Annotated in this window: 16 protein-coding genes; 8 read left to right on the top strand and 8 right to left on the bottom strand. The window is 57.7% G+C overall.

Annotated elements, in window-relative coordinates; all coding sequences use genetic code 11:
* Positions 1–98 precede the first annotated feature (98 nt).
* Positions 99–578 (top strand): type VI secretion system tube protein TssD, encoded by a 480-nt coding sequence (gene tssD, locus MOQ06_RS08550; RefSeq protein WP_242172363.1) that lies wholly within the window; start codon positions 99–101, stop codon positions 576–578.
* A 47-nt stretch (positions 579–625) separates the two neighbouring features.
* Here tssD and MOQ06_RS08545 read toward each other — a convergent pair whose 3' ends face one another.
* Entirely contained in the window at positions 626–1813 is a 1188-nt protein-coding gene (locus tag MOQ06_RS08545) for an MFS transporter (protein WP_148418011.1), read from the bottom strand.
* 115 nt (positions 1814–1928) lie between these two features.
* On the opposite strand from MOQ06_RS08545, the gene MOQ06_RS08540 reads away from it, so the two are divergent.
* On the top strand, positions 1929–2885 hold the full coding sequence (locus tag MOQ06_RS08540; RefSeq protein WP_242172361.1) for an AraC family transcriptional regulator: 957 nt from the start codon (positions 1929–1931) through the stop codon (positions 2883–2885).
* Positions 2886–2898: 13 nt separating this feature from the next.
* On the opposite strand, the gene MOQ06_RS08535 is transcribed toward MOQ06_RS08540, so the two are convergent.
* Both MOQ06_RS08535 and MOQ06_RS08530 read right to left on the bottom strand, forming a co-directional pair.
* Positions 2899–4275 (bottom strand): carbohydrate porin, encoded by a 1377-nt coding sequence (locus MOQ06_RS08535; RefSeq protein ID WP_242172359.1) that lies wholly within the window; start codon positions 4273–4275, stop codon positions 2899–2901.
* A gap of 94 nt (positions 4276–4369) precedes the next feature.
* Positions 4370–5728 (bottom strand): glycoside-pentoside-hexuronide (GPH):cation symporter, encoded by a 1359-nt coding sequence (locus tag MOQ06_RS08530; RefSeq protein WP_242172357.1) that lies wholly within the window; start codon positions 5726–5728, stop codon positions 4370–4372.
* A 366-nt stretch (positions 5729–6094) separates the two neighbouring features.
* Between MOQ06_RS08530 and MOQ06_RS08525 the strand changes: the two genes are divergently transcribed.
* Complete coding sequence (locus MOQ06_RS08525; protein WP_242172355.1) at positions 6095–7777, top strand: alpha,alpha-trehalase; 1683 nt, start codon at positions 6095–6097, stop codon at positions 7775–7777.
* Between the two features lie 80 nt (positions 7778–7857).
* Here MOQ06_RS08525 and MOQ06_RS08520 read toward each other — a convergent pair whose 3' ends face one another.
* Positions 7858–9960 carry a TonB-dependent siderophore receptor gene (locus MOQ06_RS08520; RefSeq protein WP_242172353.1) on the bottom strand — a complete coding sequence of 701 codons (2103 nt, stop codon included), beginning with the start codon at positions 9958–9960 and terminating at the stop codon, positions 7858–7860.
* Positions 9961–10119: 159 nt separating this feature from the next.
* Here MOQ06_RS08520 and MOQ06_RS08515 point away from each other — a divergent pair, with 159 nt between their 5' ends.
* A complete protein-coding gene (locus MOQ06_RS08515) occupies positions 10120–10851 on the top strand; it encodes a flagellar brake protein (RefSeq protein ID WP_148418017.1) in 732 nt (243 codons plus the stop codon).
* Positions 10852–10888: 37 nt separating this feature from the next.
* Here MOQ06_RS08515 and emtA read toward each other — a convergent pair whose 3' ends face one another.
* Positions 10889–11500 (bottom strand): membrane-bound lytic murein transglycosylase EmtA, encoded by a 612-nt coding sequence (gene emtA / locus MOQ06_RS08510; RefSeq protein WP_148418018.1) that lies wholly within the window; start codon positions 11498–11500, stop codon positions 10889–10891.
* 107 nt (positions 11501–11607) lie between these two features.
* On the opposite strand from emtA, the gene ldcA reads away from it, so the two are divergent.
* Complete coding sequence (gene ldcA, locus MOQ06_RS08505; protein ID WP_242172352.1) at positions 11608–12522, top strand: muramoyltetrapeptide carboxypeptidase; 915 nt, start codon at positions 11608–11610, stop codon at positions 12520–12522.
* Between the two features lie 97 nt (positions 12523–12619).
* The gene (locus MOQ06_RS08500; RefSeq protein WP_148418020.1) at positions 12620–14353 is read left to right on the top strand and encodes a potassium/proton antiporter; all 1734 of its coding nucleotides are present in this window, start codon (positions 12620–12622) and stop codon (positions 14351–14353) included.
* 47 nt (positions 14354–14400) lie between these two features.
* Here MOQ06_RS08500 and dadX read toward each other — a convergent pair whose 3' ends face one another.
* Both dadX and MOQ06_RS08490 read right to left on the bottom strand, forming a co-directional pair.
* Positions 14401–15471 (bottom strand): catabolic alanine racemase DadX, encoded by a 1071-nt coding sequence (dadX, locus tag MOQ06_RS08495; protein ID WP_242172350.1) that lies wholly within the window; start codon positions 15469–15471, stop codon positions 14401–14403.
* Between the two features lie 9 nt (positions 15472–15480).
* On the bottom strand, positions 15481–16779 hold the full coding sequence (locus tag MOQ06_RS08490) for a D-amino acid dehydrogenase (protein WP_242172348.1): 1299 nt from the start codon (positions 16777–16779) through the stop codon (positions 15481–15483).
* Between the two features lie 322 nt (positions 16780–17101).
* Here MOQ06_RS08490 and MOQ06_RS08485 point away from each other — a divergent pair, with 322 nt between their 5' ends.
* Positions 17102–18634, top strand: coding sequence for a SpoVR family protein (locus tag MOQ06_RS08485; protein WP_176610066.1), 1533 nt, complete (start codon positions 17102–17104; stop codon positions 18632–18634).
* Positions 18635–18680: 46 nt separating this feature from the next.
* Here MOQ06_RS08485 and fadR read toward each other — a convergent pair whose 3' ends face one another.
* Positions 18681–19400 carry a fatty acid metabolism transcriptional regulator FadR gene (fadR, locus tag MOQ06_RS08480; RefSeq protein ID WP_148418024.1) on the bottom strand — a complete coding sequence of 240 codons (720 nt, stop codon included), beginning with the start codon at positions 19398–19400 and terminating at the stop codon, positions 18681–18683.
* Between the two features lie 202 nt (positions 19401–19602).
* On the opposite strand from fadR, the gene nhaB reads away from it, so the two are divergent.
* Complete coding sequence (gene nhaB, locus MOQ06_RS08475) at positions 19603–21141, top strand: Na(+)/H(+) antiporter NhaB (RefSeq protein WP_242172346.1); 1539 nt, start codon at positions 19603–19605, stop codon at positions 21139–21141.
* Positions 21142–21166 lie beyond the last annotated feature (25 nt).

Raw genomic sequence — 21166 nt, 5'->3', positions numbered from 1 at the left:
CTTCATTGAGAATGATATAACCGCAATCCTTACCATAGGGGTGATTGCTGTAGTTGTTCTTTACGTTTTCTATTTCTACGAACCCAAAGGATAAATAAATGTCTACCCCAGCACATATTTGGTTTACGGATGAAAACAATGCCCCCATTCCAGGAGAATGTTTAATGCCTTCGAGATTGGGCTCTACCGAACTTAAATGCTTTAACCATTCCGTCTGGATACCCACCTGTTCGAACACCGGGAAATTGACAGGAACGCGACTACATATTCCTGTTACCTTTGAGAAAGAAATAGACCGCATCACTCCCTATCTCTTTCGAGCCGTATGTACAGGGAGAATGTTCAAAACGGCATTGATTAAAATGTATAAAATTAATGACGCCGGGATGGAGTATGAATACTTCAACATAACGCTGGAAAATGTGAAGATAACCCGGATCTCCCCAGTCCTGCATCCACTTGGTATCGCCAGCGCGCACATGGAGGAGGTTGAAGTACGTTATGAAGCCATTGAATGGAAATATTGTGACGGAAATATCAGGTTTAAAGATACCTGGAATGAGAGGGCGACGGCATAATACCAGTACAGCCGATAATCCCCTCTCCCGCAGGAGAGGGGAAGTTATTACTCCGCTTTAACCTTCACACCCATAAGCACAATGACCATCGCCGTGACCAGCAGGAAACCGCTTCCGGCAAAGACCCCGCTGGCACCGTTAAGGTCAAACACCGCCCCGCCACCTGCCGCTCCCGCGCCGATGGCAAACTGGATTGATGCCACCAGCAGGCCCCCTGCACTTTCCGCTTCATCCGGAACGGTGGTAGCAAGCCACGTTGACCAGCCCACCGGCACCAGACCAAAGGCAAAGCCCCACATCGCCACCAGCAGTCCGTCCAGCATTGCCAGATGGCCAAACGCCACCATAGCGAGTGCCAGCATCCCCATGGCGAACGGGACCAGCGCCAGCGTCAGGCGCAGATTGCGCGCCAGCAGGTGTCCGGCAACGGAGGTGCCGATAAAGTTGGCAATACCAAAGCCCAGCAGGATCAGCGAGATGCTTTCTACGCTCGCCTGCCCCACCGTTTCGAGGAACGGACGCAGGTAGGTGAAGAAGGCAAAATGGCCGCTGAAGATAAGGATCGTCGCCAGCATTCCGCCAATCATCCCCGGACGACGCAGCACGCGGAACAGCGTACTCAGGCTCCCGCTGCTCTCCGGCTTCATGGACGGCAGGACCCAGAGCTGCCACAGCAGCGCCAGCATGCTCGGCAGAATGCACAGGATAAACACGTTACGCCAGCCGATCAGGCTGCCGAGATAGCTGCCCAGCGGCGCCGCAACCACCGTAGCAATCGAAACGCTGGAGAAGATCACCGCCAGCGCTTTTGGCACTTTATCGGCAGGGACCAGACGCATCGCCGTCGCGGTCGACATCGCCCAGAATCCCCCGATGGCAATGCCCAGCAGCAGGCGCCCCATCAGCAAAACGTGAAGCCCGGGCGCAAAGGCCACCAGCAGGCTGGAGACGATTTGCAGCACCGAGAAAAACATCAGCACCCAGCGCCGGTCGATACTTTTGGTCGCGGGGGTAATCAGCAGCCCGGTCACCAGCGCCACGAGGGCGGTGGCGGTAACGGCCTGTCCCGCCATTCCCTCACTCACCTCCAGGCTTGCGGCCATCGGCGTTAACAAACTGGCGGGCAGAAACTCTGCCGTTATCAAACCGAATACCCCCAGCCCCAAAGAATAAACCGCCCGCCAGGCAGGTTTTGCCGGCGCTACGGCCTCTCTCGCCGCGACACATGAGTTCATCTGTTGTACTCCCGTTATAGAAATGTGACTAATGTCGCAAAAGCATAGAGAGTTCAGCATGGACGATCTATGACATATAATCTCCACTTATTGATTATTCGTCCGGAGTTCTGCCATGACCGTTACGTCACCCGATTTGATCAGCGAACTGCTGCGCGGCATGCGCCTGTCGGGCGTGAAGTATCGACGGATTGAAGCCAGCGCGCCGTTTGGCGTGGCCTTCCATCAGGCCGCGGGGAAGGCGCAATTTCATTTTGTCAGCCACGGCACTGCCCTGCTGCGTATGGAGAGCGGCGCGACGTTCCCGCTTAACGGCGGCGACGCGCTGTTCATCCCAAACGGCAACGCCCACGCCCTGCTCTCGGATGAACGCGCCGATATCACCCCGGTCAGCGCCTTTCCGGGAGAACCCCTTTGCGGTTCGGTCTGCGCTATCACCTGCGATCCGTGTCCGGACAAGGAGAAAACCATCATCTTCAGCGGATGTATGGATTTTGAACTAGGGGGCATGCAGCCTCTGATCAAAGCCATGCCGGAAGTCATGATGGTGAGCCGGCTGATGTCAACCTGGCCGGAGATCCACCCGCTGCTTGCGGCGATGGAGCGCGAATCGATGACGCGCCAGGCCGGATTCGCGGGGATCCTGGCTCGCCTTGCGGATGTGGTCGCCGCGCTGATTGTTCGCGGCTGGGTGGAGGCGGGATGCGGCAACGCCACCGGATGGGTGCAGGTGCTGCGTGACCCGCGCCTGAGCCGGGCCATTTACGCAATGCACCAGCAGCCGGGCGTGAACTGGAGCGTGGCGGACCTCGCGAAGGAAGCCGGCACCTCCCGGTCCGTGTTTGCCGAGCGCTTTCTCGCCGCGACGGGCACCACGCCGGCCAGATACCTCAGCGAGCTGAGGATGCGGCTGGCCATTCAGTATATTCGTCATGAAAATCAGCCGATTGAAGCGGTCGCGCTGCGGCTGGGTTACGGCTCTCTGGCGGCGTTCAGCCGGGCGTTTAAGCGGATTATCGGGCATGCACCGGGCACGCTGCGGGAAGCCAGCCAGGCCCCGGAGGAGGCCTGACTGGCGAACGGCATCAGAAGTAGTATTTAAAGCGCACGCGTCCGCCGTAGCGATCGTCATTCCGGTCATCGCCGTCGTTCGGATGCGCTTCCACCCAGGAGGCGTAGGCGCCAAGATAAATATTGAAGTTTTTCATCTTCATGACGTTCGGGATCAGGTATGAAGCATGCAGGGTGTGAATATCATAATCCCCCGGATCGGTGACCCAGCAGTCGCCGTCGCAGTCAGCGTCAAGGTTAGCGGCGTTGAAGCTATCGATCTGGTTATGCGCGTAGATATAGCCCAGCTCAAAATTACGCCATAAGGCATTCACGCCCGCGGTGAAATCCTTCTCGTCCGTGGCGTCCATGTATGCGGTGTTCAGGTTCGCCACGATGCCGTTATCCGGGTCGGTTTTCTGCCCGTTCCACGTCATGGTGAAGCCGTAGCCAGTGCGGTCAGACTGATCCACCCAGTTCCCCGATCCGTCGCGGTAGCCGTAGGCGTTGTTGACGAGGTTGCTCTCCATCGCGAGGGCCGTCGAGAAGTTGCCCTCCTGCCAGGCAATAACCGGGCGAAGGTAAGCGACGTTTTTATCGTTATCCAGATCCACGCCGTGATACTGCTGGTCTACAAACAGCGCGCTGCCATCTTCCAGCAGGGTGTTAACCTCGAAATACCAGTTACCCAGGGTTTTGCTCAGCAGGAAGTTACCGCCGCTGTCGCTACGCCCCCGCCCCTCTTTCATCATGTAGATGTAGCCATAGCCGTCGCTGTAAAGATCGTTGGCCGTGTTGCCGGAATATTCAACGAAGGTGTCCTGATTCAGCGGGAACATGTCGTAGGCTTCGAAGCGGCCGACCTTCACCTGCCAGTCGTTTTCCGTGCCGAAGAAGAAAACGGCATCATCCAGATTCATTTTGCCCGTCAGGTCCGCCAGCGGCTGCACGGAGAAACCGGCAAAGTTGCCGTTTTCCATGCGCCTGTAGCCGTCAAAGCCCAGCAGAAGGCGTCCGTTAATATCCCAGCGTTCGTGGCCGCCGGGTGCCCAGTCCTTATTGGCCGACGTTTTTACAGAGGTTAAGCTGCCGGTCCTGCTGGCCGCGTCCATATTAAATTCAACGTCACCATAAAACTTAATATCCCCGTAGCCGGATAACGTCAGCTTCGGCGCCGCTTGCCCTGCGGCAGGCTCGGTGGATTCAACGACCACCGGATAAGAGGTAACGCCAATCCGCTGTTGTTCCAGAGCCTGAATTTGCGCTTCCGCCTTTGCCGCCCTTGATTCGGCCTTTTCGAGACGCGCCTCCAGCTGCGCCAGTTTATTTTCCAGCTGCCCGGTCTCTTTTGCTGCCATTGCTCCGGTAGTACAAAACGCACTGATAATAAGTGCAAGATATTTCACTTTCATCGACTCCATCCTCGTGAGTTAATCATTATTTCCTGACGGACACAGAGAACCTCACCGATAATTCGCATGAATTATCGGCTTACTGCTTCACCCCTTAAGAATGCGCAAATTCGCCTTTATTTAAATCACGCACCACGCCGTTCATGACGCTTTCGGTTAATTTATAAAACCTAATCGAGAAGGCGGTAAGTAAATAAAAGATTGACGGGATCAGCGTAAACAGCAGAATGACGCCCTGAACGGCGGTTTCCGATTGTACGGTGCTGTTCGACTCATAATTGAACCAGGCCAGCACCCATCCCAGAATGGCACCGCCGACGGCGACGCCTAATTTAATTACGAATATATTGGCCGCCACATTCATTCCAGTAATACGACGCTGGGTTTTCCATTCGCCATAATTATTTGCATCGGTAATCATGGACCACTGGAGCGCGCCGTTGCCGCCCTGCACAATTTGAATAAGAATGTGGGCGATCAGCGGAATCGCCCAGAACTCCAGCGGCAGCCAGAAGCAGGCCACGCCCAGTGCCGCGTTCAGAATATTGATCCAGAACGAGAGTTTGACCTTGCAGAAACGGGTGCCGAACGGCTGGGCGAGCACGGAGCCAAGCATGGAGGCCAGCATCCCGCCGAGCATAAAGAACGAGATGACGTCCGCCCCCTTGTTGAGCACGGTATTCACGTAATAAACCACCGCGCCGCCGCGGATCACCACCGCCACCAGCATCATGAAGTTGTAGAGGGAAAGAACGCGCCACTGATCGTTACGAAAGAGAATCTTAACGTCTCGGGCGATGTTCAGATTCTCCTCTTTGATGGGCTGCACGCGCTCTCTGGTGGTTGCAAAGCAGACGATGAACATCAGGCAGCCAATCGCGCCAAAAATCGCCATCGCCTCCTGTATGCCGGTGGCTCTGTCACCGGGACAGAGATAGTCCGCCAGGGGCAGAATGAGGGCGGTTCCAAGCGCACCGCCAATGGGGGTGATGGCAAATCGCCATGACTGTAGCGAGAGGTTTTCACGCGGGTCGGAGGTCAGCGCGGCGCCCAGAGAGCAATATGGAATATTAATGGCGGTATACATCAGGGTCATAAATATATATGCCCCGACGGCGTAATAAATTTTGCCGGTTTCGGTGAAATTCGGAATGGAATAAACCAGTACACAGCTCACCGCAAAAGGAACGCATATTGCCAGTAGCCAGGGACGAAAACGCCCCCAGCGCGTTGAGGTTGCGTCGGCAATAGCCCCCATCACGGGATCGGTAATGGCGTCTAATAAACGCACCAGCAGAAACATGGTGCCCATTACGGCCGGCGGCAATCCATATATATCCGTATAGTAATACGCCAGAATGGCCACCGATGAGTCAAATACAATATGACTCGCTGCATCTCCCAGGCTATAGCCTATTTTTTCTTTGACCGGAATTTTTTCAGCCACCGACATCGCGTTACTCCTCGTTAATGAAACCGCTTTCTTTTATCGCGGTAATGTCGCCCGAGAGTGACGTCACGTTCCATTATGTTTTTTCATCCCTTAATTATGTTTTTTGCTTTATGTGATCGTGACAATTAAAAGAAACCATTTGCCGACCACATTATGCGTAACGGATCGCACTTTATTTTTATATTCATCTGAACATTCACAATATCAATATTTCTCCGCATCGTCGGGGCTTTAAGCGCAGCGGTAAATAATCTGTATTTGTGCAAAATGCGACGTTCGACACGCGAAGCGCGGAATATTCGACTAAGGTTTTCAGGTGATTGACGACAGCGTGACCGCTGCTCAGCGAAATAAGGAGAAGTAACGATGATAACACCTCAAAAGCTGCGCCCTCGCCTCTTACCTCTGATCCTGGGCAGCGCGTTGCTCACGGTTGGCGCAGCAGGCAATGCGGAAGAGAAAATCTCTGGCCAGATCGCTTCACCTGATATCCTGCTCGGCCCCCTTTTCAGCGATGTTCAGAGCGCTAAACTGTTCCCGGATCAGAAAACCTTCGCGGATGCCGTTCCGAAAAGCGACCCGCTGACGATCCTGGCGGATTACCGGATGCAGCATACCCAGTCCGGTTTCGACCTGCGCCACTTCGTGGAGATGAACTTTATTCTGCCAAAGGAGGGTGAAAAATACGTTCCTCCCGAGGGCCAGAGCCTGCGCGAACACATTGACGATCTGTGGCCGGTTCTGACCCGCACAACCGATAAAGCCAACAAGTGGGATTCGCTCCTGCCCCTGCCGAAGCCGTACGTGGTGCCCGGAGGACGCTTTCGCGAGGTCTATTACTGGGACAGCTATTTCACCATGCTGGGGCTGGCCGAGAGCGGGCACTGGGACAAGATTAGCGACATGGTGGACAACTTCGCTTACGAGCTCGACAGCTGGGGCCATATCCCCAACGGCAACCGCAGCTACTACCTGAGCCGCTCGCAGCCGCCGTTCTTCTCGCTGATGGTGGAGCTGCTGGCCACGCACGACAGCGAGGCGTTAAAGAAATACCGTCCGCAGATGGAGAAAGAGTATGCCTACTGGATGGAGGGGGCGGATGGGCTTCAGCCCGGCCAGGCGAACAAGCGCGTGGTGAAGCTGGACGACGGCTCCCTTCTCAACCGTTACTGGGACGATCGGGATACTCCGCGCCCCGAGTCGTGGCTGGATGACGTTACCACCGCCAAAAATAACCCTGACCGTCCGGCCACGGAGATTTACCGCGATCTGCGCGCCGCCGCCGCGTCGGGCTGGGATTTCAGCTCCCGCTGGATGGACGATCCGCAAAAGCTGGGCACCATTCGCACCACCAGCATCGTGCCGGTGGATCTGAATGCCCTGATGTTTAAGATGGAAAAACTGCTGGCCCGCGCCAGCCGGGAAGACGGCGATGCCGCCAGCGCAGGCAAATATGACGCGCTGGCCTCGGCGCGCCAGAAGGCCATGGAGAGCCACCTGTGGAACGATAAAGAGGGCTGGTACGCGGATTACGATCTGAAAAGCAAGAAGGTGCGCAACCAGCTAACGGCTGCGGCCCTCTTCCCGCTGTACGTGAAGGCGGCATCACAGGATCGCGCGGATAAGGTGGCGGCCGCCTCATCAGCGCGCCTGCTGAAGCCGGGCGGTATTTCTACCACGACCGTCAACAGCGGACAGCAGTGGGATGCGCCGAACGGCTGGGCGCCGCTACAGTGGGTGGCCGTGGAAGGGTTACAAAACTATGGCCAGCAGAAAGTGGCGATGGACGTGACCTGGCGTTTCCTGAAAAACGTTCAGCATACCTACGATCGCGAGAAGAAGCTGGTTGAGAAGTACGACGTCTCCTCGACCGGAACCGGCGGTGGCGGCGGTGAGTATCCGCTGCAGGACGGTTTCGGCTGGAGCAACGGCGTGACGCTCAGGATGCTGGACATGGTATGCCCGCAAGAGAAGCCGTGCGACAGCGTGCCGGAGAATCAGCCTGCGGCAAACGACGATGTGGCGTCCGAGAAGCAGGCGGCGCAGTAGCGCCCCCTGACCCTCTCCCCGGCGGGGCGAGGGTCAGGATCCGTTCCGGCTAGTGGCCCGGTAGCGTTACCGGGCTTTTTTCAGAAGCTATAGCTTGCCCCGACCTGGAACGTCCGGTCACGGCCTATCCAGCAGTTGGCGGCGTCATAGCAGGTGAGCGTCTCTTTGTTGGTCACGTTCTGCGCGCTGGCCTTCAGCGTCAGCCCCTCCAGCGAGGGAGTCATTTCGCCCATGCGGTACGATGCCGCCAGGTCGTACTGCGTGGTGCCCCCCAGCCTGCCCGCGTCGTTAGCGGGCGAGATCTCCATCGGCCCGGTGTAGCGAGCGCCGACTCCCAGCGTTACTCCCCTCAGCGACGTGCCCTCAAAGGCGTAATCGCTCCAGAGATTAAAGGCGTTCTCAGGCACCTGCGTCGGTCGTTTGCCCCGGTATTTGTCATCTTCGGTGTTGATGGCATGGGTGTAGGCGTAGTTGGCAATCAGCGTCAGGTTATCCGTCGGACGGCTGATGGCGGACAGCTCCGCGCCTTCAGATTCCACTTCCCCGGTCTGGCGATAGTTGAGGAAGCCCGGATCGCTGGTGACCACGTTTTTCTGACGAATTTTAAACACCGAGGCGGTAAAGGTGGTTGCGTATTCCGCCAGCAGGTATTTCACCCCGCCCTCAACCTGTCTGCTGGTGGTGGGCTTAACCGCCTTCGCGGTCAGCGTGCCCTGCGGCGATACCGGAGCGAATCCTTCCGAATAGCTGATGAACGGCGACAGGCCGTTGGCAAAGGCATAAAGCGCGCCCAGTCGTTTGGTGAGGCGATCCTGCGATACCCACGCTTTGTCACCGTTTTGCAGATAGCTGGTGGTGACCGAACGGTAGTCGTCATAGCGCAGGCTGGCCAGCACGTTCAGCCCGCCGAACTCCACCTGATCCTGCACGTAATATCCGTTCTGCTGATAGCTCAGACGGTTTTTCTGCGCGGTAAACAGCCCCAGCGCGCCGCTGTCGATCTGCGAATAGTCCGGATGGCGCATATCAATGCCCGGCGTGGCCGAGGCGTAGCGGTAGCGGAAGTGACCGTTCAGCTTCTGATAGTCAAAGCCCGCCAGCAGATGGTGTTTCCAGTCTCCCAGCGCGACGGTTCGGGTGACCTGGCTGTCTACGTTGACGCTCTGCAAATCTTCATCCGTGGTATAGGCGAAGCGGTTGAGCCGGTATACCTCGCTGCCCGTGCCGGTGGAGTAGGCGCTGCGCTGATGGGTGTCCACGTCAAAGTAGCGCGCCTTCTGGCTAAAGCCCCAGCCGCCGTCAAACGCATGTTCAAAGCTGTAGCCCAGCATCCACTGGCGCTGCTTAAAGCCGCTCCACTCGTCGCCGGCATAGTCACGGCGATCGGCGTAGGTTGACCGCAGGTAGCTCAGCGGCAGCGGGTCTGACGGCGTCAGGCTCGGCGTGTTTTGCGCCAGCGCGTCAACGGTCAGGCGCGTGCTGGCGTCCGGCTCCCAGGTGACGGAAGGGGCCACCAGATAGTTTTCATAGCGCGCGGTGCGCGCCTGTTCGTCACTCTCCGTCGCTTTGCCCAGCAGGCGATAGCGCCAGTCGCTGCTGGCTATCTGCCCGGTGGCGTCCAGATAGCCCTCTTTCAGGCTGCGGTTTCCGGTGTTCAGGCCCAGCTCCGTTTTCGCCTCCTTCTGCGGCTTTTTGCTCTGGATATTGACCAGCCCGCCCGGCGAACCGCCGCCGTAGAGCACGGATGATGGCCCTTTCAGAATATCAACGCTCTCAATCAGCAGCGGATCGATTCGCGCCTTGGTGTTCCCGGTGACGTTGTAGGGAAGCTGCAGGCCGTTGTAGAACTCCTGTTCAACGTTAAACCCGCGGATCTTGTATTCGCTCATGTAGGAGGTGCTGCCGCGCACCTCCGTCGAGACGCCGGGCGCATAGCGCAGGATCTCGTTTACCGAGCGGGCCTGCCGCTGCTCAATCTCTTGCGCCGCAATGGTGTTGATCGCCTGCGGGGTTTTGCTTTCCGCTACGGCTGACTTCGTGGCGCTGTTGGTCCAGGCGGGAAGCGCGCTGCCCTGCTCTGTTCCGGTCACCAGGATGGTGGATTCCTCTGCGAAAGCCTGCGTCTGCCCTGCCAGCGTGACGGCGCCCGCCAGCGCACATACCGCAAAACGTGAAGTACTCATGGTGTCGTCTTGTTATTAGATGATATTGGGAATGGCAATTATTATCATTCCCATTAACAAAGCAATATGGGCGGTGAAAAACAGGCGTTTGTATTAAGTTTCGCCATGGCGTGCCGATAACCCTGAGATAGTCTGTCATTTATCGAGGAGCCTTCTGGCGTGAGTAACTACAGTGCGCAGTTCCTGAAACAAAATCCGCTGGCGGTATTAGGGGTGTTACGCGACCTGAAAAAAGGTGAGGTGCCGCTGCGCATCAGCGCGTCAGCCAGTCAGTTTATCAGCAAGATCCTGGACGTGACGGCGGAGCACCTGATCGTCGATCTCGGCAGCCGGGATTATGAAAACCGCGTCGCGCTGGAGGCAGAGAATCTCTCGGTAATGGCCGAAACGCACGGTGCAAAAGTCGAGTTTGTGCTGCCTCGCCTGACCGCGACGGCGTATCAGGGCCTGCCTGCCTTTATGGCCCCGCTGCCCGCTAACCTCTGGTTCGTGCAGCGCCGGGAGTATTTTCGCATCAGCGCCCCGCTTCACCCCGCCTATTTCTGTAAGGCAAAAATGCCGGACAAAAAAGAGATCCGCTTTCGCCTTTTCGATCTGTCGCTGGGCGGTATGGGAGCGTTGATGGATACGCCGAAGCCGGAAGGCCTGGTGGAAGGCATGCGTTTTAGTCAGATTGAGCTGGACATGGGCGGATGGGGACGCTTCTGGTTTGACGCCCAGCTGATTGCCATCGGCGAGCGCAGGGTGGTGGACGGCAAAAACGAAACCGTTACCACGCCGCGCCTCAGCTTTCGCTTCCTGAACGTCGGGCCCGGTGCCGAGCGCGAGCTCCAGCGCATCATCTTTTCACTGGAGCGTGAAGCGCGGGAGCGCGCGAATAAAGTGCGCTGAAGGACGTCGGGCAGCGTGCTGCCGCCCGACAGCGGCGTTACATGGCATCCATCGCTTTCTGTACTTTCCAGATATAGCGCGGAGCCTGTGCCGACGGATGATTCTTCACAACGTGGTCGAAAAATTCGTCTTTATCCATATCGTTAATCTCTTCAATCGCCTCTTTGCGATCGGACGAGAAGGTCCTGAGCAGCGCTCCGGCACCGTTAACGTACGACACCACCAGCGCATACTGCATGACCTCCGGATCTTCAATGCCCTTCAGAATGCCATGTTCCAGAATGCTCAGGTAAGCCGTCCCCATAGAGATATTACGCTCCGGGTTTTTCAGCTCGCTGGTGGACGGCTGCCCCTTCCAGCCCATGTAGCGATAAACCTCTCTCCCTGCCGTCGAGGCTTTTAGCTGCATCAGCCCCACCGCGTTCGATTTACTCACCAGCGTCGGGTTACCGCCGGATTCCACCGCAATGATCGCCGTGACCAGACGCGGGCTGACGCCCCAGGCCTTTCCGGCTTGTTCGCTGATCGGCATCCACTGCATGGCCCGCTTCACCGGGACTTCAGGGTTCCAGGGGGGATTCTGATAATCATGTTTTGAACTACAGCCAGCGAGCAGCACAATCAAAAAAGCAAACCATCTCAATTTCACGTCATCTATCCTTATAGCCGGTCATCGCGGTACGTCGCCTCTTGTCGCAGGCGACGGATAAGCGGCATGATATAGACAATTAGATTCTCATTCAGCAAGGAATTGCCATGTCTCAGTTTCATCTCATCGCCCCGTCGGGCTATTGCATCAACCAGGAGGCGGCGCTGCGGGGCGTTCAGCGCCTGCTGGAGATGGGCCATCAGGTAGAAAATCAGACGATTATCCCCCGCCGCATGCAGCGTTTTGCCGGTACGGAGGCGCAGAGGCTGAGCGATATCAACGGCCTGGCGAAGCTGGAAGGCGCAAACAACATCGTGCTGGCCGTGCGCGGCGGCTACGGAGCGAGCCGGCTGCTGGAGAGCATTGACTGGGCCGGGCTGGCGGCACGCCAGCAGCAGGATCCGCTGCTGATCTGCGGGCACAGCGATTTCACCGCGATCCAGCTCGGCCTGCTGGCGCTGCATAACGTCATCACCTTTAGCGGCCCGATGCTGGCCGGCAACTTTGGCGCGCCGATGCTGGATGCGTTTACTGAGGAACATTTCTGGCGCGCCCTGCAAAACCCGACCTTCACCGTCGAGTGGCAGGGCAACGGACCGCACTGGGAGTGTGAAGGCCAGCTGTGGGGCGGAAACCTGGCAATGCTGGTGTCGCTGATTGGCACGCCGTGGCTGCCGCAGATTGAAGGCGGGATCCTGGTGCTGGAAGATATCAACGAGCACCCGTTCCGCGTCGAGCGCATGCTGCTGCAGCTGTACCACGCCGGGATCCTCGATCGCCAGTCGGCCATCGTGCTGGGCAGCTTCAGCGGCTCAGCCCCGAACGATTACGATGCTGGCTACACGCTGGAGACGATGGTTGATTTCATTCGCTCCCGGCTGGATATTCCGGTGATTGCCGGGCTGGATTTCGGCCATGAGCAGCAAACCGTCACGCTGCCGCTGGGCGCGCAGGCGATTCTGAGGCACGACAGGTCGGGCAGCCGGTTAACCATGCACGGTCATCCGGTCTTAAAGGCATAAAAAAGCCGTTATTCCCCCTCAATAAAACGCAGATGTCGTTGTTAATATGTTAGGGTTTTAATAACAGCGTTCACATTGAGGTGGGAGTAAGACGACATTGGGTGCCACAGCGATAATCAGTCTTTTCATTCTGGGTTCCATCCTGGTAACCTTCAGCATTTTATTAAGTTCATTTTCATCGCGTCTTGGCATACCTATTCTTGTCATTTTCCTTGCTATCGGCATGCTGGCAGGAATCGACGGTATCGGCGGTATCCCCTTCGATAATTACCCTTTCGCCTACATGGTGAGTAACCTCGCGCTGGCGGTCATTTTGCTCGACGGCGGCATGCGCACCCAGGCAAGCTCGTTTCGCGTTGCCTTAGGCCCGGCGCTGTCCCTGGCGACCGTCGGCGTGCTGATCACCTCCGGCCTGACCGGCATGATGGCCGCCTGGCTTTTTAACCTCGATATGATGGAGGGCCTGCTGATTGGCGCGATTGTCGGCTCTACCGATGCGGCGGCGGTCTTCTCCCTGCTAGGCGGCAAAGGGCTAAACGAACGCGTTGGCTCAACGCTTGAGATTGAATCCGGCAGTAACGATCCGATGGCGGTATTCCTGACCATTACCCTGATTGAGATGATCCAGCAGCACGAAACCGGCCTGAGCTGGATGTTTGCCTGGCACATCCTGCAGCAGTTTGGTCTGGGGATTATCATTGGCCTGGGCGGCGGTTACCTGCTCCAGCATACGATCAACCGTATCTCTCTCCCTTCCGGTCTCTATCCACTGCTGGCTCTGAGCGGCGGCATTCTGATTTTTGCCGTCACCACCGCGCTGGACGGCAGCGGTATCCTGGCGGTTTACCTCTGCGGGTTCCTGCTGGGCAACCGGCCGATTCGTAACCGCTATGCGATCCTGCAAAACTTTGACGGGCTGGCCTGGCTGGCGCAGATCGCCATGTTCCTGGTGCTGGGCCTGCTGGTGACGCCTTCCGACCTGCTGCCCATCGTCGTGCCGGCGCTGCTTTTATCGGCGTGGATGATCTTCATCGCGCGCCCGCTGTCGGTGTTTGCCGGCCTGCTGCCGTTCCGCGGGTTTAACCTGCGCGAGCGGGTGTTTATCAGCTGGGTGGGGCTGCGCGGCGCGGTGCCGATTATTCTGGCGGTGTTCCCGATGATGGCCGGGCTGGACAATGCCCGTCTGTTCTTCAATGTCGCCTTCTTCGTGGTGCTGGTGTCGCTGCTGTTTCAGGGGACCTCGCTGGGCTGGGCGGCGAAAAAAGCCAGGGTGGTGGTGCCCCCCGTCGGCTGGCCGGTTTCCCGCGTGGGGCTGGATATTCACCCCGAGAATCCGTGGGAGCAGTTTGTCTATCAGCTGAGCGCCGACAAATGGTGCGTGGGCGCCTCCCTGCGCGATCTGCATATGCCCGCTGAGACGCGCATTGCCGCGCTGTTCCGGGATAACGCCCTGCTTCACCCGACCGGCAGCACGCGGCTGCGCGAGAACGATATCCTCTGCGTGATAGGCCGCGAGCGCGACCTCCCTGCCCTCGGCAAGCTGTTCAGCCAGTCGCCGCCGGTGGCGCTGGATCAGCGTTTCTTTGGTGATTTTATTCTCGAAGCCAGCGCCAGCTTTGCCGACGTCGCGCTGATTTACGGTCTGGAAGAGGGCCTGGCGGACGGCAACGGTCAGCAAACGCTGGGTGAAATAATCCAGCGGCTGCTCGGGGCTGCGCCGGTTGTGGGTGACCAGGTGGAGTTCGCCGGGATGATCTGGACGGTAGCCGAAAAAGAGGATAACGCGGTGCGTAAGGTCGGTATGCGCCCAATGGATGAGGAACCGGAGTAGCGGATTCTTCCGGGTAAGCGCTGGCGCTTACCCGGAACAGGAGTGCGTTACACCGTCACAACCGGCACGCGCGGCGCCAGCGCGCACATCAGCTCATAGCCGACGGTGCCCGCCGCGGCGGCCACATCATCAATTTTGACCTCGTTGCCCCACAGCTCAACCGGTGAACCAATGCCCGCCTGCGGGCACGGCGTTAAATCTACGGCCAGCATGTCCATTGAAACGGTGCCCACGGTGCCCGTGCGAACGCCGTCGATCCATACCGGCGTGCCGCTCGGGGCGATACGCGGATACCCGTCCGCGTAGCCTCCCGCCACAATACCGATGCGCTGTTCGCCCGAGGCCCGGTAGCGGCTGCCGTAGCCCACCGAATCCCCCGTTTTTAGCGTCTGCACGCCAATAATTTCGCTGCGCAGGGTCATGACCGGCTTGAGGCCGCTGTTGGCGATATCCTGCCACTGTCCGGAGGGTGACGCCCCGTACAGAACGATCCCCGGACGCACCCAGCCGTAGTGTGCCTCAGGATGCCAGAGGGTGGCCGCCGAGTTCGACAGCGAGCGCGGACAGTCCAGCCCTTCTGCCGCCTGCTCGATGCGCACCATGGCATCAGCGATCCCGTCTGGCTTTTCCGCATCGGCGAAGTGCGCCATCAGGGTCATCTCACCGACGTTTTTCAGCGCGCGAAGCTGCTGCCAGACCGTATGCACCCGCTCGGGCTGGAAGCCAAGGCGGTTCATACCGCTGTTCACCTTAAGATAGATATCCAGCGGGGCATGCAGCTTAGCGTCCTGAATGGCCTTGATCTGCCAGTTACTGTGGACGCTGGTGGTCAGGCGGTACTTATCCAGCAGGGGCAGATCGTCCGCGTGGAAAAAACCTTCGAGCAGCAGAATCGGCCCCTTCCAGCCGCGCTCGCGCAGCAGGATGGCCTCTTCAAGATTGAGTAAAGCAAATCCATCGGTTGCGCCCAGCGCGCTCCAGACACGGTCGATACCATGTCCGTAGGCGTTGGCTTTCACCACCGACCAGACGCGGGAACCTGGCGCAGCACGGCGAACAATTTGCAGGTTGTCCTTCAGCGCCTGCAAATCCAGCTGAGCCAGAATTGGACGGGACATGACGACTCCTTAATTATGCGCGCCGTGCAGGTGCTGGTGGCGCGATGGGGTAAACCCTGATTGATAGCGTGCGGCGCTCAGATCGTCAAACGGAATTGCCGGCGTGCGCCCGGAGATCAGGTCGCTCAGCAGCTGACCGGAGCCGCAGGCCATGGTCCAGCCGAGCGTGCCGTGGCCGGTGTTGGTCCACAGGTTTTTGTACGGCGTACGGCCCACAATCGGCGTGCCGTCTGGCGTCATCGGGCGCAGTCCGGTCCAGAACGTCGCCTGTTCAATGAAGCCGCCGCGCGGGAAGAGATCGCCCACCACCATCTCCAGCGTTTCACGACGCGGCTTGAGCAGTTCGGTATTGAAGCCGACAATTTCCGCCATGCCGCCAACGCGGATGCGGTTGTCAAAGCGGGTGATCGCAATTTTGTAGGTTTCATCCAGGATGGTAGAGACCGGCGCGCCGCTGTCCTCTTTTACCGGAATGGTCAGGGAATAGCCCTTAAGCGGGTAGACCGGAATATCCAGAATGCCCTTCAGCATCGCGGTGGAGTATGAACCAAACGCCATCACGTAGGCGTCGGCCTTGATCACCTCGTCGCCACACTTCACGCCGTAAATCTTTTCCCCTTCCGACAGGAGCTTGTCGACCGAAGTGTTGAAGCGGAACGTCACTCCGGCCTGCTCGCACATCTGCGCCAGACGCTGGGTGAAAAGCTGGCAGTCGCCGGTTTCATCATTGGGTAAGCGCAGGCCGCCCGTCAGCTTGTGGGCCACCTCTGCCAGCGCCGGCTCCACCTGCGCCAGCTGGCTCGCCTCGAGCAGCTGGTAAGGGACGCCCGCGTCTTCAAGCACGGCGATGTCGCGGGTGGCGTTTTCATACTGTTGCGCGGTGCGGAACAGCTGGAGCGTGCCGCCCTGGCGCGCCTCGTACTCGATACCCGTTGCGGTGCGCAGCGCCTTCAGGCAATCGCGGCTGTACTCCGCCAGGCGCACCATGCGCCCTTTGTTTTCCATGTAGTGGCGCGTGTCGCAGTTACGCAGCATCTGCCACATCCACTTAAGCTGGAACTGCGTGCCGTCCAGGCCGATCGCCAGCGGCGCATGGCGCTGGAACATCCACTTAATTGCCTTCAGCGGTACGCCGGGTGCCGCCCACGGCGCAGCATAGCCCGGGGAGATTTGCCCGGCATTCGCCGCGCTGGTTTCCATCGCCGGACCGGATTCGCGATCGATAACGGTAACCTCATGTCCCGCCTGACTTAAATACCAGGCGCTGGTTACGCCAACGACGCCACTTCCCAGTATGACAACACGCATAGCCACTCCATTATGTGCAAAAGAACAATCATCTAATTACAGATTGATAACCTAGTTGAAAATATTATTCAACATATGACTTTTTTATGGTGACTTAACTCACATATCCCTCTGTATCAGGGGATAGCGCTTATTTGGCATCTCCTGCTGCGCGTTATTTTTAACCAGTAGAAAATTCTGTGAGCACCGCTTTTTTTGCCGTATTGAAAACGCGAAATCGCAAAGAAAAAATTTTCTGCGTCCCGCGTATTTGAATGGGGTGATCTATGCTTGAAAGGAGGCTCTCCAGACAGAGAGAGCTACCAACAACGAGGGCGCGCTAATGGCTACAATAGATTCCATGTCCAGGGACAGCACCCGTCTGAGCGATGGACCCGACTGGACCTTCGAGTTGCTGGATGTCTACCTGGCGGAGATCGACCGGGTGGCAAAACTCTATCGTCTGGATACCTATCCCCATCAAATTGAGGTCATCACCTCCGAACAGATGATGGACGCCTACTCCAGCGTCGGGATGCCGATTAACTATCCCCACTGGTCGTTCGGGAAAAAATTCATTGAGACAGAGCGGCTCTATAAGCACGGGCAGCAGGGGCTGGCGTATGAAATCGTCATTAACTCCAACCCGTGTATCGCCTACCTGATGGAGGAGAACACCATTACCATGCAGGCGCTGGTGATGGCGCATGCCTGCTACGGGCATAACTCGTTCTTCAAAAACAACTATCTGTTCCGCAGCTGGACGGACGCCAGCTCCATCGTCGATTACCTGATCTTTGCCCGTAAATACATTACCGACTGCGAAGAGCGCTACGGCGTGGACGAGGTGGAGAAGCTGCTGGACTCCTGCCACGCGCTGATGAACTACGGCGTTGACCGCTATAAGCGCCCGCAGAAGATTTCGTTGCAGGAAGAGAAAGCCCGGCAGAAGAGCCGCGAGGAGTACCTGCAAAGCCAGGTGAATATGCTGTGGCGCACCCTGCCGAAACGCGAGGAGGAGAAAACCGTCGCCGAGGCGCGCCGCTACCCTTCCGAGCCGCAGGAAAACCTGCTCTACTTTATGGAGAAGAACGCCCCGCTGCTGGAGCCATGGCAGCGCGAGATCCTGCGCATCGTGCGCAAGGTGAGCCAGTATTTCTATCCCCAGAAGCAGACCCAGGTCATGAACGAAGGCTGGGCAACCTTCTGGCACTACACTATTCTTAACCACCTGTATGACGAGGGAAAAGTCACCGAGCGGTTTATGATGGAGTTTCTGCACAGCCACACCAACGTGGTGTTCCAGCCGGCCTATAACAGCCCGTGGTACAGCGGCATCAACCCGTACGCGCTCGGCTTTGCCATGTTCCAGGACATCAAGCGCATCTGCCAGTCGCCAACGGAAGAGGACAAATACTGGTTCCCGGATATTGCGGGCTCCGACTGGCTGGAAACGCTGCACTTCGCGATGCGTGATTTCAAGGATGAGAGCTTCATCAGCCAGTTTATGTCACCGAAGATCATGCGTGATTTCCGCTTTTTCACCGTGCTGGACGATGACCGCAACAACTTCCTTGAAATCTCCGCGATCCATAACGAAGAGGGCTATCGCGAGATCCGCTCGCGCCTGTCGTCTCAGTACAACCTGAGCAACCTGGAGCCGAATATTCAGGTCTGGAACGTGGATCTGCGCGGGGACCGCTCTCTGACGCTGCGCTATATCCCGCACAACCGCGCGCCGCTGGATAAAGGGCGTAAGGAAGTGCTGAAGCACGTGCATCGCCTGTGGGGATTTGACGTATTGCTGGAACAGCAGAACGAAGACGGCAGCGTGGAGCTGCTGGAGCGGTGTCCGGCGCGCCTGAATACGCTGTAGCGCCAGCGGGCGAAAAAAAACCTCTCAGCCGAGAGGTTTTTTTATTTCAGCGGCCCTGAATGGCCAGATCGCCCGGCAGGGTTTTCTGCATCCGGTGCCAGATTTCCCCGGAGTCGTGACCGTAGCGACGTACCGTTTCATAGACCTGATCGTGCAGCCCTTCGGTGCAGAGCTTGCTCAGCTTATGGTAGAAGCCGAGCGCCAGGCTGCGGGCTTCAGGGTTGGCAAAGTAGTGACGGCCAATGCGCGTATACAGCCCCTTCATGCCGTTCAGGATCAGACCATAAATCGGATTGCCGGACGCAAACGCCAGACCGCGGAACACGTTATAGTCGAGGGTCGCAAAAGCGTCCGCGTGGTCTTCCACCTCGTTGGCGGTGGCGAGCACCTTCAGGGCATCTTCAGGATGCTGGCGAAACGCGGTGCGGATAAAAATAGTGGCGATGTTGGTACGCACAGAAAGCAGATTATCAATCAGCTGCGGTACGCTTTCGTGGTCGAGACGCGCCAGCGTTTCCAGAATATTCAGCCCGGACGTTTCCCAGAAGTTGTTCACTTTAGTGGGTTTGCCATGCTGTATCGTCAACCAGCCATCGCGCGCCAGACGCTGGAGCACTTCTCGCAGCGTGGTACGGGTGACGCCAATCAGTTCAGAGAGTTCGCGTTCAGCAGGTAGAATTGATCCCGCAGGGAAACGATTATTCCAGATGCTTTCAATGATGTACTCTTCCGCGAAACCCGCCGGGCTCTGCGCCTTAATGACCATAGTGAGATTTCCATTACACAGCTTTTAGCAAATTGCACTCATCATACCAGAGGCGGACAGAGGCAGATAGCGCAGCAGAGGCAGAAAAGAGGGATCGACGTTTCATTTTTATGAAATTTACAAACGGGCTTTATCCCCCTCTCCGCCGCCATTTTGCGTATACTGATGTCTTGTCTTACTTGACGGGGAAAGGACGTCTGTCGTGGAAATTTCATTTGGCCGCGCGCTGTGGCGCAACTTTTTAGGCCAGTCACCTGACTGGTACAAACTCACTCTACTGGTATTCCTGATCGTCAATCCCGTGGTCTTTCTGGTAAACCCCTTTGTTGCCGGGTGGCTGCTGGTTGCCGAGTTTATCTTTACCCTGGCGATGGCGCTGAAGTGCTATCCGCTGCTGCCCGGCGGCCTGCTGGCGCTGGAAGCCGTGGCCATCGGCATGACCAGCGCGGAGCACGTTAAAAACGAGATTGCGTCGAACCTTGAGGTCCTGCTGCTGCTGATCTTTATGGTGGCCGGGATCTACTTTATGAAGCAGCTGCTGCTGTTTATCTTCACGCGCCTGTTGCTGAGCATTCCGTCAAAAACGCTGCTCTCGCTGGCGTTTTGTCTCGCCGCGGCCTTCCTTTCGGCCTTCCTGGACGCGCTGACGGTGGTGGCGGTTGTCATCAGTGTTGCCGTTGGTTTTTACGGTATTTACCACCGGGTGGCTTCGTCTCGTCCCGGCGAAAGCCTGCAGGACGACAGCCACGTTGAGGCCCATAACCGCGAGGTGCTGGAACAGTTCCGCGCGTTTCTGCGCAGCCTGATGATGCATGCGGGCGTAGGTACGGCGCTCGGCGGCGTGATGACCATGGTCGGGGAGCCTCAAAACCTGATTATCGCCAAAGCGGCAGAGTGGCATTTTGGCGAGTTTTTCCTGCGCATGGCGCCGGTCAGCGTGCCGGTGCTGATCTGCGGCTTAGCGACCTGCGTGCTGGTCGAAAAATTCAACCTGTTTGGCTATGGCGCTCGGCTGCCCGAGCCGGTCCGCACGGAGCTGCATAAGTTTGACGAGCAGAGCCGCAAGCAGCGCACGCGCCAGGAGACGCTGCGCCTGATTGCGCAGGGCATCATCGGCGTGTGGCTTATCGCGGCGCTGGCCTTCCACCTTGCGGAAGTCGGGTTAATTGGTTTGTCGGTGATTATCCTCGCGACCAGCTTCGGCGGCGTAACGGATGAACATGCCATCGGCAAAGCGTTTACCGAGGCGCTGCCGTTTACCGCCCTGCTGGCGGTGTTTTTCGCCGTCGTGGCGGTGATTATCGACCAGCATCTGTTCGCGCCGATTATCGCGTTTGTGCTTCAGGCCTCGCCGGACTCGCAGCTTACGCTGTTCTATCTCTTCAACGGCCTGCTGTCCTCGATATCCGATAACGTCTTCGTCGGAACGGTGTATATCAACGAAGCCAAAGCGGCGATGGAGCAAGGGATCGTCAGCACCGGGCAGTTTGAGCTGCTGGCGGTAGCCATCAACACCGGGACCAACCTGCCCTCCGTTGCGACACCAAACGGCCAGGCGGCATTCCTGTTCCTGCTGACCTCGGCGCTGGCGCCACTCATACGTCTTTCTTATGGAAGAATGGTCTGGATGGCGCTGCCGTATACGCTGGTGCTCACCCTTGTTGGTTTGCTGTGCATCAAAATTACTCTCGTTCCCTGTACGCAATGGCTGTTACAAGCGGGTATACTTGCGGCGCATTAAAATTCGTTTACACTGCGCTTTCTAA

Origin of the sequence: Enterobacter sp. I4, from assembly GCF_022669095.1 — a bacterium.
Taxonomy (GTDB): Bacteria; Pseudomonadota; Gammaproteobacteria; order Enterobacterales; family Enterobacteriaceae; genus Enterobacter; species Enterobacter pasteurii.
The sequence above is the reverse complement of the archived record's forward strand: the minus strand, read 5'-3'. Positions and strand labels throughout refer to the sequence as shown.